5 protein-coding genes and 2 pseudogenes are annotated in these 13402 nt (G+C 66.8%); 4 read left to right on the top strand and 3 right to left on the bottom strand.

The genetic code is table 11. The features are described 5' to 3' along the window. Window positions 1-9: 9 nt before the first annotated feature. From ACIUM1_RS03860 to ACIUM1_RS03850, 3 genes are read left to right on the top strand one after another with little or no spacing between them, the layout of a single operon-like run. Entirely contained in the window at window positions 10-447 is a 438-nt protein-coding gene (locus ACIUM1_RS03860) for an NfeD family protein (protein WP_406815960.1), read from the top strand. Window positions 448-484: 37 nt separating this feature from the next. Beyond that, window positions 485-1618 carry an SPFH domain-containing protein gene (locus tag ACIUM1_RS03855; protein ID WP_406815959.1) on the top strand — a complete coding sequence of 378 codons (1134 nt, stop codon included), beginning with the start codon at window positions 485-487 and terminating at the stop codon, window positions 1616-1618. Window positions 1619-1627: 9 nt separating this feature from the next. After that, entirely contained in the window at window positions 1628-1984 is a 357-nt protein-coding gene (locus tag ACIUM1_RS03850; protein WP_406815958.1) for a DoxX family protein, read from the top strand. Here ACIUM1_RS03850 and ACIUM1_RS03845 read toward each other — a convergent pair. The 3 genes and pseudogenes from ACIUM1_RS03845 to ACIUM1_RS03835 all read right to left on the bottom strand — a co-directional run. Next, window positions 1981-2262, bottom strand: a pseudogene (locus tag ACIUM1_RS03845) (nitroreductase family deazaflavin-dependent oxidoreductase); the annotation flags it as partial. The gene ACIUM1_RS03850 and the pseudogene ACIUM1_RS03845 sit on opposite strands and share 4 nt — an antisense overlap. Window positions 2263-2376: 114 nt before the next feature. After that, entirely contained in the window at window positions 2377-12654 is a 10278-nt protein-coding gene (locus tag ACIUM1_RS03840) for an amino acid adenylation domain-containing protein (protein WP_406815957.1), read from the bottom strand. A 36-nt stretch (window positions 12655-12690) separates the two neighbouring features. Beyond that, window positions 12691-12954: pseudogene (locus ACIUM1_RS03835) on the bottom strand (MbtH family protein). Window positions 12955-13142: 188 nt separating this feature from the next. Here ACIUM1_RS03835 and ACIUM1_RS03830 point away from each other — a divergent pair. Further along, complete coding sequence (locus ACIUM1_RS03830; RefSeq protein ID WP_406815956.1) at window positions 13143-13400, top strand: hypothetical protein; 258 nt, start codon at window positions 13143-13145, stop codon at window positions 13398-13400. Window positions 13401-13402: the final 2 nt, after the last annotated feature.

Below are 13402 nucleotides of genomic sequence, written 5' to 3'. Positions count from 1 at the left end.
TCTTGCCGCATGCACGCCGGGGTGCTTTGGCTGATATTCGCGCTGGTGCTGGCCGGTGCTGAGGCCCTTACCGGCCATTTGTTTTTGGTGATGCTCGGCGGGGGCGCACTGGCCGCGGCGCTGACCAGTTGGGCGACCGACTTTCCGGTCTGGGCGAACGGGGCGGTGTTCCTGGTCGTCTCGATGCTGCTGCTGGTTCTGGTTCGCCCGCCACTGAAGCGGCGACTGACCCCGGCCGGCGGGCCGCCCCTGGGAATCGCGGCGCTGCAGGGCAAAACCGCGCTGGTGCTCGAACGCGTTGCGCGCGACGCGGGCCAGGTCAGACTCGAGGGCCAGGTGTGGTCCGCGCGCCCGTTCAACGAGGGCGACGTCTACGAGCCCGGCGAGCCGGTCACCGTCATGCAGATCGACGGCGCTACCGCGGTGGTCTTCAAGAGCAGTCTGTAGAGACAACGCTGCCAAGGACTGGGAGAGAGGAAGTCCGATGCAAGGTGCGGTTGCTGGTCTGGTGCTGCTGGCCGTTTTGGTGATCTTCGCGATCGTCCTAGTGGCCAAGTCGGTGGCGCTGATACCTCAGGCAGAGGCCGCGGTGATCGAGCGGCTCGGACGGTACAGCCGCACGGTCAGCGGACAACTGACGTTGTTGGTGCCGTTCATCGACCGGGTTCGCGCTCGGGTGGATCTACGCGAGCGGGTGGTGTCGTTCCCGCCGCAGCCGGTGATCACCGAGGACAACTTGACCCTCAACATCGACACGGTGGTGTACTTCCAGGTCACCGTTCCCCAGGCGGCCGTCTACGAGATCAGCAACTACATCGTCGGCGTCGAGCAGCTCACCACCACCACGCTGCGCAACGTGGTCGGCGGCATGACGCTCGAGCAGACACTGACGTCGCGCGACCAGATCAACGGGCAGCTGCGCGGCGTCCTCGACGAGGCAACCGGGCGCTGGGGGTTGCGGGTCGCCCGGGTCGAATTGCGCAGCATCGATCCGCCGCCGTCGATCCAGGCGTCGATGGAGAAGCAGATGAAGGCCGACCGCGAGAAGCGGGCGATGATCCTGACCGCCGAAGGTATGCGCGAAGCGGCGATCAAGGAGGCGGAGGGCCAGAAGCAGGCGCAGATCCTGGCCGCCGAGGGCGCCAAGCAGGCCGCGATTCTGGCCGCCGAGGCCGACCGGCAGTCCCGGATGCTGCGCGCCCAGGGGGAACGCGCCGCGGCGTACCTGCAGGCGCAGGGCCAGGCCAAGGCGATCGAGAAGACGTTCGCCGCGATCAAAGCCGGCCGGCCCACCCCCGAGATGCTGGCCTACCAGTATCTGCAGACGCTGCCCGAGATGGCGCGCGGTGACGCCAACAAGGTGTGGGTAGTGCCCAGTGACTTCAGTGCGGCATTGCAGGGATTCACCAAGCTGTTGGGCAGTCCGGGCCAGGACGGGGTGTTCCGTTTCCAGCCGTCACCCGTCGAGGACGCGCCGAAGCCCAGTGCCGACGACGACGCCGACGTCGCCGACTGGTTCTCCACCGAAACCGACCCGGCGATCGCCCAGGCGGTGGCCAAGGCCGAGGCGATCGCCCGGCAACCGGCGGATGGTCCGGCGGGGGAGCTGACTCCCTAGGATTGCGGGATGAGTGTGTTGACTTCCCCGAAGACCTATACGGCGCTCGGCATCTTCCACGCCGTCGACGCGGTGGCGTGCGGCGTCCAGGTCGCTCCCATCAAGAAGGTGCTCGATGACGTGGGCGTCCCGGAGAACATCCGGCCCGTGCTGCCGGTGGTGAAAGCGGCCGCCGCGGTGGGTTTGCTGTCCGTCCACCGTTTCCCCGCCCTGGCGCGGGTGACGACGGCGATGCTGACGTTGTACTTCGTGCTGGCGGTCGGTGCGCACGTCCGGGTGCGCGACAAGGTCGTCAATGGCCTTCCGGCCGCGCTGTTTTTGGCGCTGGTCGCCGCGATGACGATCAAGGGGCCGGACCAGAACTAGTCGAGGCGTAACTCGACCAACGGCAGCGGGGTGTCGGTGTCGGTGATCGGGACGCCGAGTGTCTGCTCCAGCACCGGGCGCATCCGCTGCCACGCCTTGGGGTGACGTGTTCGGTAGGCGGCCAGGGCGCGATCGGCCTCCGGTGTGGTCAGTACCCGCGCGACGGCGGTCCTGGGCGCGCGGCTGCCGGCGTAGACCCGCACCCGCGGGTTGGCTTCAATGTTGCGGAACCACTGAGCTTTTCGACCAAAGCCCGAGGCGACGACGTAGGTATCGGGCGGGCTCCGCTGTTGTCCGATGTCATGCGGCTCTCCACGGTCGTCCGTGATGGATTCACTTCTGGCTCAAGGTGTTTGGCAGCTAGCGATGAATCGGCCGTCCCGCACGGACGGTCACGACTCCTCCTCCAGATCTGCGGTCATGGCTACCAGTACGCGCCGGAACCGGTCGACCAGCTTTTCGATTCTGGCTGCAGTGAACACTTCGGTGTCGAATTCGACGCGTAGACCTAGTTCGTGGCCTGGCACGGCCTGGACCGAAAGCGGGTAGTGATTGTATTCGCGACTGGTGAAGTGTTCGATGTTCAGCTCGTTGACGGCCGATAACGCGGCGGTGTCCATCGGGTAGTTCTCGTATACGAACAATGTGTCGAACAACTGGTCGTGCCCCGTGACCCGGTGGATCTCGCTCAGGGCCAGGTGCTGATGGTCAAGCGTCTTGGCGTAGGCGCTTTGCAGCTGCTCAAGCAGGTTGGCGGTGGTCGTCTCCGCGCCGATGGTGGCCCGCACCGGGACCGTGTTGATCAACAGACCGACCATCGATTCCGCGCCCGCCAGGTCGGGTGGCCGCCCCGACACCGCGGTGCCGAACACCACGTCGTGCTGGCCGGTCAACCATGTCAGCAGCAGCGCCCACGCGGCCTGCAAGACGGTGCTGACCGTGGTGCGGTACGCGCGCGCCAACTCGCCCAACGCCTGCGTCGTCTCCGCGGACACCTGGAACGACTCCATACCGCGCACTCCGAGCGCTGGGCGCCCAACGGGCCCCACCAAGCTGGGAGTGTCGAACCCGTCGAGGACCTCGCGCCACGCTGCCCGAGCCGCGCCACGATCTTGTTCGGACAGCCAGGTGACAAAGCTGCGATACGACGGGGCGGCCGGCAACCGCACGCCGTAATAGCTGGCGAAGATTTCCTGCAGCAGGATCGGCTTCGACCAACCGTCGAGCACGATGTGGTGGTTGGTAAGCACGAACCTGTACACATCGCCTGCGGTGCGGATCAAGGCAGCCCGGAAGGGCGGCTGGCCGGCAAGGTCGCAGACCGCGACGCGTTCGGCGGTGCACAGCTGCTGTACCTGTCCCTCGGCGTCAGCACCTGCCGGGCTCAGCTCGACGTACTGCCACGCCAGCGCCGGATCGGCGGGCAAGATCTGCACCGGTTCACCGAAGTCTTCGCAGAAACCGGCCACCAAGTTCGGGTGGCGGGCGACGACGGCGTGCACCGCCTCGCGCAAGCGCTGCGGGTCGAGGGCCCCGGTCACGGTGATGTCGAGCTGCACCGCATACACGTCGGCACTGCCCTGCCCGCTGCCGGTGTAGTACAGCAGGCCCTGCTGCAGCGGGGTGAGCGGCAACACATCGCCGATCCGGTACTGCCGCGCCAGCTTGTCGAGGTCCTGCTGGGTGAGACGGGCCGGCGCGATGTCGGACGGGGTCAAGCCACCCCCGCCGCTGCGCACGTGCGCGCAGATGCCGGCCAGCGCGTCGAACCACAGCTCGCTGAGCCGGCTGATCTGCTCGTCGTTCAGCGCCGAGCGCGCCCAGGTCCAGTTGGCCTGCAGCTGCGGGCCGGCCTCGGTGTCCATGGTGCCGGCATTGAGCTCCACGGTATGCGCCAGCGGCATCTGCACCGCACCCGCGGCGCCGCCCAGCGAGAAACTGTTCTCGCTGAGCCGCCACAACTCACTGGACAGCTCGGCCGCACCACCCAGACGACCCAGATAGTTGAAGCCGATCACCGGCTCGGACCCACCTAGATCAAAGTCAGGGGCGAGGTAGCGCAGCAGCCCGTAGGTCAGACCGTCGGGCAGGGCGCGCAGCTGCTCCTTGGCGTCCTTGATCAGAGCGCCCAGTGGATCCTCACCCGCCGTCACCTGCCTCCAGGACAGGCCGCCGACCGGCCCCCCGAATTTCAGGACCACCGGGTACTTGGTGGTGAACCAGCCCACCGTGCGCGACAAGTCGACGTGCGGAGCCAGCTCCTCCTGGCGGCCGTGGCCCTCCACATCGATGCCGATGGGTGTGCTGGTGCTCAAGAATTGCGTCCACGCCAGGCCGAACGCGATCAGCAAGATGTCTTGAACCCCGGCATGAAACGCCGCCGGGGCCTCGCCCAGCAGCTGGCGGGTCGTCTCGACATCCAGCGACACCGACAGTTGGCCGGCGCTGACGTAGGTGTCCTCCGGCTGCACCGGCGGTAACGCGGCCGGGACTGCCGCGACCTGACGCCACGCCTCGGCCTGGGTCATCACGGCTGCGCTCCGCGCGTACTCGGCCAACAGCGACGACCACCGGGCAAACGACGTCCCGGGCGCCGGCAGCGCCACCGGCTGGCCGCCGCGATGCTGTGCCCACGCAATATTGATGTCTTCCAACATGATTCGCCACGACACGCCATCGACGGACAGGTGGTGAATGATCAACGCCAACTGGTTCGTCGACTCGGCCCACACCGCGCGCAGCATTGCCCCGGCGCCCGGGTCGAGCCGTGACCGGGCCGCCACCAACGCTTCTGCCGACAACGCGTCGACGGTGTCCACGCAGCCGGCGGCATCCACCGTCCCGGCTTCGGACGCCCACAACAACCAGCCGCCGGCGCCGTCATCGTCGACGCGCAGCCGCAACGTGGCGTGCCGGTCCAGCAACGACTGCAGGACCGCCACCGCGTCGGCGCGCGTGACACCCGCGGGAGCTTGCAACACCATCGTCTGGTTGAACTGCTCGACCGCACCTTCGACGCTGTGCAGCCAGCGCATGATCGGGGTGGCCACCACCGACCCGGTGCCTTCGTCGACCACGCCGCCCTCGCCGTCGGCGACCACCGTGGCGACCTGCGCGAGCCGCGCCACCGTCTGCTCGACGAAAACGTCACGCGGACGGCACATTACGCCGGCGGCGCGGGCACGGGCCACGACTTGCATCGACAGGATGCTGTCGCCGCCCAGATCGAAGAACGAGTCATCGATACCGACCCGCTGCACACCCAATACCTGGGCGTAGATGCCGGCCAGGATTTCCTCGACCGCGCTGGACGGAGCCCGGTAGTGGTCGACATCGGAGTATTCGGGTGCCGGCAGGGCGCGGACGTCGAGTTTGCCGTTGACCGTCAATGGCAGCGCCTCGAGCACGACGACCGCGGCCGGCACCATGTAGGTCGGCAACCGTTCACCCAATTGGGTGCGGATCCCAGCCGGGTCGGCGGTCCCGGTGATGTAGCCGACCAGCCGCTTGTCGCCGGGGCGGTCCTCGCGCGCGATTACCGCAGCATGGTCGACCCCGTCCAGTCCGTTGAGGGCCGCCTGGATCTCACCGAGTTCGATGCGATACCCGCGGATTTTGACCTGCTCGTCAGCACGCCCGACGTAACGCAGCTGACCATCGGGGCCCCACGACACCAGATCGCCGGTGCGATACATGCGAGTGCCCGGTTGTCCGAACGGGCACGCGACAAACCGCGTCGAGCTCAACCCGGGCCTGCCCAGGTACCCGGCGGCCAGGCCGGCGCCGGCCACATACAGCTCGCCGACCAACCCGGCGGGGACCTGACGCAACCACCCGTCAAGCACGAAGAAGGCGAGGTGAGCCAACGGCACCCCGATGGGGCTGGCAGTGCTGTCGAGGTCGCTGTCGACGATCTCGCGGAACGAGGCGTGCACCGTCGTCTCGGTGATGCCATACATGTTGATCAGGCGCGGCCGTCCGGGGTGGTGGTTCAGCCAGGTGGCCAGACGGTTGGGTTCGAGCGCCTCGCCACCGAACACCACCGACTGCAACTTCAGCTGCTGTCCCAATTCGGGGGAGAGCCCATCGGCGGCCTGTAGCGCATAAAACGCCGACGGTGTCTGGCTCAACACACTGACCTGTTCACGAACCAGCAAGGGGTGCAACTCTTCTGGCGAACGCACCACAGAGTCGGGCACCACCACCAACCGCCCGCCATACAACAGCGCGCCGAAGATCTCCCACACCGAGAAGTCAAACGCCAACGAATGACACTGCGTCCACACCTGGCCCAACGTCAACTGGGCGTCCAGGGACTCCAGCAGACCGGTGACGTTGTGATGAGGCACTGCAACACCTTTGGGCGTCCCAGTGGTGCCCGAGGTGTAAATGATGTAGGCGATGTTCTCGGGCCCCACCGCCGGCAACGCGGTGTCGGACTGAGTCGTCACCGCGGGGTCGTCGATGTCGATGAGCGGCAAGCCGGATCGCTCCAGCCGTGACCGCACGTCCGCGGTGGTGACCACCGCGACAGGCGCGCAGTCGCCCAACACGAACTCCATTCGCGCCGCGGGCACCGTCGGATCGATCGGCACGTACGCCGCCCCGGTCTTGAGCACCGCCAAGATCGCGATCACCGCTTCGGCCGACCGCGGGATCACCACCGCCACCCGCCGACCAGGGCCCGCGCCCTGCCCGGTAAGCATGTGTCCCAACCGGTTTGCCGATTCCTCGACTTCGCGGTAGGTCCAGGAGCGCTCACCGCAGGTGATTGCGACCGCCTCGGGGGCGCGAGCCACCTGTGCGGCGAACAACTCCGGAATCGATGCCTGCCCGCTTGGCGGCTGGGCCAGCACCGCCCGGTTGGCCCACGCATCGAGCCGCTCATGCTCGGCGACGTCGAGCAGGTCGAGGGAGGCCAACCGCTGTGCGGGATCGGCGATCATGGCCACCAGCACCCGTTGTAACCGGTCGATCAGCGTGTCGATGGCCGCACGGTCAAAAGCGTCCGTGTCGAATTCGACGCGAAGGCTCAGTTCGTGGCCCGGCGTCGCTACCACCGAAAGTGGGTAGTGGTTGAATTCGCGGACGTCAAAGTCGGTGACTGCCAGGTCATTCGCGCCCAACAGGGCGCCGGGGTCGACCGGATAGTTCTCGTACAGGAAGAGTGTGTCGAACAGCTGATCGTGGCCGGTGACGCGGTGGATCTCGGGCAGAGCCAGATACTCGTGTTCGAGCGTGTCGTTGTGGATGCGCTGTAGCTGCTCCAGCAGATCGGCGACTGTGGTCCCCGCGGTGGTGGTGGCCCGCACCGGCACCGTGTTGATCATCAGGCCCACAATGGATTCCGAGCCGATCAGCTCGCTCGGCCTTCCCGAGACCGCGGTGCCGAACGCCACATCGTGCTGACCGGTCAACCACATCAGCAGCTGCGCCCATGCGCCCTGCAGGACGGTGCTCACGGTGGTGTGACAGGAACGGGCCAGCTCGGTCAGGGCCGCTGTGGTGTCGTCGGGCACCCGGAAGGACGCGACGTCTCGCCGCGCTATCCGGCCAGGCGCGCCCACCAATGTCGGGGACTCGAAGCCCGCCATTATGTCGCGCCAAACTCCTTGCGCCACAGCGGGATCCTGCTCATGCAGCCAGGTGACAAAGCTGCGGTACGACGGAGCCGCGGGTAGCCGCTCGCCGTAGTAACTGCCGAACATCTCCTGCATCAGGATCGGCAGCGACCAGCCATCCGCGACGATGTGGTGAATGGTGAGCACGAAGCGGTACCGGTCTGCCGCGGTGCGGATCAACGCCGCCCGGAACGTCGGCTTGTCAGCCAGGTTGCAGACCGCGGCGCGCTCCGCGGCACACAGTCGCTGGATCTGCTGATCCGCGTTGCCGCCCGCACGGTCCAGTTCAACGTCCTGCCACGCGAGCACCGGGTTGGCCGGGATGACCTGCACCGGCTCATCGAAGTTCTGGCAGAACCGGGCCACCAGGTTGGGATGCCGGTTGACGACCGTCTGCACGGCCTCGCGCAGGCGGCGCGCATCGAGGGCGCCGTTGATGGTGATACCGAGCTGCACGGTGTACAGGTCGTCCAGACCCGGCGCGAAACTGGTGTGGAACAGCAGGCCCTGCTGCACCGGGGTCAGCGGCAGCACGTCCAAGACGTCGCCCTGCGAGCAGAGTTCGTCGATCTGTTGTTGGCTGAGACGGGCGGGAGCGATATCGGACGGAGTGAGCCCGCCCCCACCGGTTTTCACGTGGGCGCAGATGCCGGCCAGTGCCTCAAACCACAATCGACTCAGCCGGCTGACCTGCTCGTCGTTCAGCACCGACGGCGCCCACGTCCAGTTCGCCTGCAGCTGCGGCCCGGCCTGGGTGTCGATGGTGCCGGCATTGAGCTCCACCGTGTGCGCCAACCGAAGGGGCACCGCGGCGGCCACGCCCGCAAACGACAGACTGTCCTCGTTGATCCGCCACAACTCGCCGGGCAGGTCGGCACCCGCACCGAGACGGCCCAGGTAGTTGAACCCGATCGTCGGGTCAGACCCACCGAGATCGACCTCGGGGTTCAGGTACCGCAACAGACCATAGGTCACCGGATCGGGCAGGGCGCGCAACTGCTCCTTGGCGTTCTTGATCAGAGCGCCCAGCGCGGCGTCACCGGCGACGACCTGCGCCCACGACAGCCCCCCGACCGTCAGCGCGACCGGGTATTTGGTGGTGAACCAGCCGACCGTGCGCGACAAGTCCACATGGGAAGCCAGTTCCTCGTGGCGCCCGTGGCCCTCGACGGCGATACCGATCGGCGCACCCGCGCCCGTACCGAGAAACTCCGCGAACGCCAGCCCGAAGGCGATCAGCAATATGTCGCCGACCCCGGCGTGGAACGCGGCCGGCACCTCACCCAGCAGCAGGCGGGTTGTCTCGACATCCAGTGACGCCGACTTCTGCCCGGCGGTCACAAACGTGTCCACCTCGGGTCGCGCCGTCGGCAGCGCGGCCGGTATTGCCGCCACCTTTTCCCACGTCTCGGCCTGCGCCACCACCTCGGCGCGGCGCGCATGCCCGGCAAGCAGCGCCGACCACCGCGCAAACGACGTCCCGCCGGCCGGCAATGCCACGGCCTGGCCGGCGTGATGCTGTGCCCAGGCGATGTTGAGGTCCTCCACCAGGATTCGCCACGATACCCCGTCAACGACGAGGTGATGAATGATCAAAGCCAGCTGGCCGGTGGAAGCCGCCCACACCGCGCTGAGCATCAGTCCCGCCGCCGGATTCAAATGCGAGCGCGCCCGCACCAGCGCCTCATCCGACAACACATCGACGCTATGCAGACATGCGCGCGCGTCCACCGACCCGGCTTCGGATATTTCCAGCGACCAGCCGTCGGCGCCGTCATCGTCGATGCGCAGCCGCAACGCAGCATGCCGATCGAGCAACGCCTGCAGGACGACCGCGACGTCGGCCTCGGTCACCCCCGCCGGCGCGGCCACCACCAGGGTCTGGTTGAACTCGTCGATCGCGCCCTCGAGGCTGCGCAACCAACGCATGATCGGGGTGGCCACCACGGGACCGATGCCCTCATCGACGGCGCCGGCCTCACCATCGACCATCGTCGCGACCCGCGCGAGTCGCGCCACCGTCTGTTCGACGAAAACGTCACGCGGGCGGAACATCACGCCGGCCGCCCGGGCGCGGGCCACGACTTGCATCGACAGGATGCTGTCGCCGCCGAGGTCGAGGAACGAGTCATCGACTCCGACTCGCTCCATCCCGAGGACTTGGGCGAAGATGTCGGCCAGGATTTCCTCGACGGCGTCGGCCGGGGCCCGGTACTCACCGGTGTTGTACTCCGGTGCGGGCAAGGCGCGCTTGTCGAGTTTTCCGCTGGCCGTCAACGGGATTGCCGGCAGTACCACCACCGCGGCGGGGACCATGTACGCCGGCAGCCGATCGGCCAGTGCGGTGCGGATCTCGGTCGGGTCGGCGGTCCCGGTGATGTAGCCGACCAGCCGCTTGTCGCCGGGGCGGTCCTCGCGGACGATGACCGCCGCATGCTGCACGCCGTCCAGCGCGGCGAGAGCCGCCTGGATCTCCCCGAGTTCGATGCGGTAGCCGCGGATCTTGACCTGCTCATCGGCACGGCCCATGTGCCGAAGCTGCCCATCCGCACCCCATGACACCAGGTCGCCGGTGCGATACATGCGTGTCCCGGGGGCCCCGAACGGGCACGCCACGAACCGCGACGCGGTCAAACCCGCGCGACCCACATATCCGAGGCCCACGCCGCGGCCCGCCAGATACAGTTCGCCGACCACACCGGCAGGCACCCGCTGTAACCAGTTGTCCAGCACAAACATTGCCGCCCCGGGAATCGGCGACCCGATCGGCACCAGCCCTGGCCCCGGCGTCAGCGGTCTACTCAGCGACGCACACACCGTCGCCTCGGTCGGACCGTAGGCATTGATCATCACCCGCCCGGGTGCCGCCCACCGATCTACCAAGTTGGGCGGGCAGACTTCACCGCCCACCACCAGCGCCGTCGACTCCAGCCCCTCCGGTGACAGCATCGCCACAGCCGACGGCGTTTGAGTCAGCACGCTGACCTGTTCGGCGAGAAGCAGCGCGTGGAAATCTTCCGGGAAGCCCACCACCGACTCGGGGACCACCAACAGTCGTCTGCCCCGCAGCAGCGCGCCCCAGATATCCCACACCGACAAGTCGAAGGCGGAGGAGTGGCACTGCGCCCACACCCCTCCGGGCGGCAGGCGCTCGTCGAGGGCCTCGATCAGCCAGGTGACGTTGTGGTGCGCGATGGCGACGCCTTTGGGTGTCCCGGTGGTGCCCGAGGTGTAGATGATGTAAGCGACGTTTTCGGGGGCCGGCGTGGGAAGCGGGGTGCCGGGTTGGGCCTCGATGGCGGGATCGTGGGCATCGAGGACCAGTAGTTCGGAGCCGTCCAGCCGCGGGCGCAGCTCGGCCGTGGTGATCACCGCGGCCGGTGTGGCGTCGGCAAGCATGAACTCGGTCCGCGACGACGCGTGCGCCGGGTCGATCGGCACATACGCTGCCCCCGTCTTGAGCACCGCCAGCATCGCCACGATCGCGTCCGCACACCGCGGAAAGAGCAGCGCCACACACTGCCCCGGGCCGATCCCATGACCGACCAGAAAGTGCGCCAACCGGTTCGCGGCCTCATCGAGGCCCCGATACGTCAGGGAGCGGTCGTCGAAGGTCACCGCTACCGCGGCGGGGGAGCGCTCGGCGTGCTCGGCGAACACCATTGGTATCGACGCCGGCGCGGTTTGCGGTTGGGTTAACACCGCGCGATGCGACCACCCGTCCAGCCGGGCGTTCGCATCCTCATCAAGGATTTCGATCGACGAGATCGGCCGCTCCGGTTCGGCGGCCATTGCCATCAGCACCTGCTCCAGCCGGGCCGCCAGGTAGGAGACGTCAAAGCTCGCAAACGGTTGTCCGGCACCCGCCGTGCTGAGGTATAGCTGGTCACCGACCCCGAGGAGAAACAGCGCGAAGTGCCCGACGGGGCCGTTGGCGGTGTATGTCGCGGTTGCCGGAACGCCACCGAGCTCCAGGGTCAATCGGGCCGGGATGAAATTGACACCTACCCGATTCGCTGCCTGTCTCAGACCGCGAGCGCCGCCTTCACCGTCGAGCTGGTGCACCGGAAAACGCTGATGCTTCAGCAATTCCCGTATCTGTGTGTCGACGTGCTGACAAAAATCGGCGACCGTGGTATCCGGTGGCGTCCGCAAAACCAGTGGCACAACCCCGGCGAGCATTCCCGGGAGCGTCTTCGACTCGGGACGCACTCGCCGGCTGACCGGGAAATCGAGCGCCACCTCCGAGCCGCCTCCCGACCATGCGTGCACCAAGAGCGCGCATGCCGCTGTGGTGACCGAATAGCGGCGGATGCGCAGCATTTTGGACAGCGCTTGCATGCTGCCGATGGCGGACGGATCCAACTGAACCGAGGCCGACGGCGCACACGGGTCCCGATCGAAGTTAGTTTGGGGCGGCACGTAATCCTGTCCGCCGTCCGGCGGAAGGTTCTTGTTCCAGTAGGCTTCATCTTCCAGATAATCGGTGGATGCTTCGTACCCCGCCTCGAGATCGACCAGATCCTGTATCGAGCCGAAATAGGCGTCAGTAACCGGAGATCCAGCGACGATCGCCGAATAGATGGCTGCCACCCGACGGCTTACCAGCGCCATGCCCAATCCGTCTATGGCGATGTGGTGGCAGCAGGCGAATAAATAGAATTCCTCGGGCTGCGTTCGGAACAGGACGAAGGTGAATAACTGGCCGTTCAACGCCATCGGTGTGCGCTGGACGGAGGAAGCCCTCCGTTGGACTTCCTCCACGGGATCGGGCGATCCGACCAGGTCGTGGAACTCGACCTCGAGATGCAGGCAGTCGATTGGCCTTTGGACTACCCGGCCATCAACCTCGACGAATGTAGCCCTGGCCGGTTCGGCCTCCGTGACCGCTTGGCGGATCGCCTGCTCGAGGACATCACGATGTATGAGGCCCTCGATCTTTATCAACAGGCCGAGCTGCCACTGCGTACCGGCATAGCCCGATTCCTGCGAGAACCAGATGTCTAGTTGTCCGCGTGTCAGCGGCAGCGCCAGGTCATCATGTCCCATCGACTCCACCCACACCCCCCATGCCCCGAGTGGCTACTAGATCACGACCTTGCCTCGTCGCCGGCTGTCGCGCAGGCACTTCGGCGGAATGCCGGCCAATCCTGCTCGATGTAATCCAGGCATGGGGCGGGGTCGGCCTTCCCATCAGCCACCCGCCACCCAGCTGGAGCGTCGGCGAAGGCCGGCCAAAGGCCGTGTTGCTCTTCATCGTTCACCAAGACGAAAGGTGCCGTTCTCGTCGTCGAATGGACTGGAGCTCCAAACGAATCTCCAAGATACTAGTTGACATGCGCCCTCAATTCCGTTTTTGCGACGCGTCGCAGGGGTGAAAATTTGGGTGGGGGTCGCCTGCCGGCGCCGGTGTTTTCGGGTCACCGACGTCCTGAGATTCTCCGGGCACCGCGGCCAACGCCCCACCGCCAGCACGCATCGAGGATGTAATAGGCCTGCTTACCCGCCAGATTGAGCAGCTCGCAACGGTTTTGGGCGTGATCCTGGCCGAGCTCTGGGTCGCCGAGATGAGCGCCGCCATGAGTCGCTTCGCCGGCGCTGCCCACCTGGCGTCGTGGGCCAGGGTCTGCGCCCAAAAAGGCACCAGCTACGGGGCCGAATCAGGCCGGGAAGCAACACCGGCCGCCGAATATCGCTCTTTTGCCAGCGCGCGGCGCGGCGCACGGTTAAACTCGTTTGGATTTGGAGGGGATCACACTGCCAGCTACGCGCATGATCTCGGGCGATCAGCGTAAGC

The organism is Mycobacterium sp. M23085 (assembly GCF_045343915.1).
Taxonomy (GTDB): Bacteria; Actinomycetota; Actinomycetes; order Mycobacteriales; family Mycobacteriaceae; genus Mycobacterium.
Note: the sequence above shows the minus strand (reverse complement) of the source record. Positions and strands in the feature narration are given on the sequence as shown.

Bases quoted from the DNA above. Each gene is read 5' to 3' on its own strand.
- ACIUM1_RS03860 (WP_406815960.1), top strand. From the start codon at position 10: ATGCACGCCGGGGTGCTTTGGCTGATATTCGCGCTGGTGCTGGCCGGT.
- ACIUM1_RS03855 (WP_406815959.1), top strand. From the start codon at position 485: ATGCAAGGTGCGGTTGCTGGTCTGGTGCTGCTGGCCGTTTTGGTGATC.
- ACIUM1_RS03850 (WP_406815958.1), top strand. From the start codon at position 1,628: ATGAGTGTGTTGACTTCCCCGAAGACCTATACGGCGCTCGGCATCTTC.
- ACIUM1_RS03840 (WP_406815957.1), bottom strand. From the start codon at position 12,654: ATGGGACATGATGACCTGGCGCTGCCGCTGACACGCGGACAACTAGAC.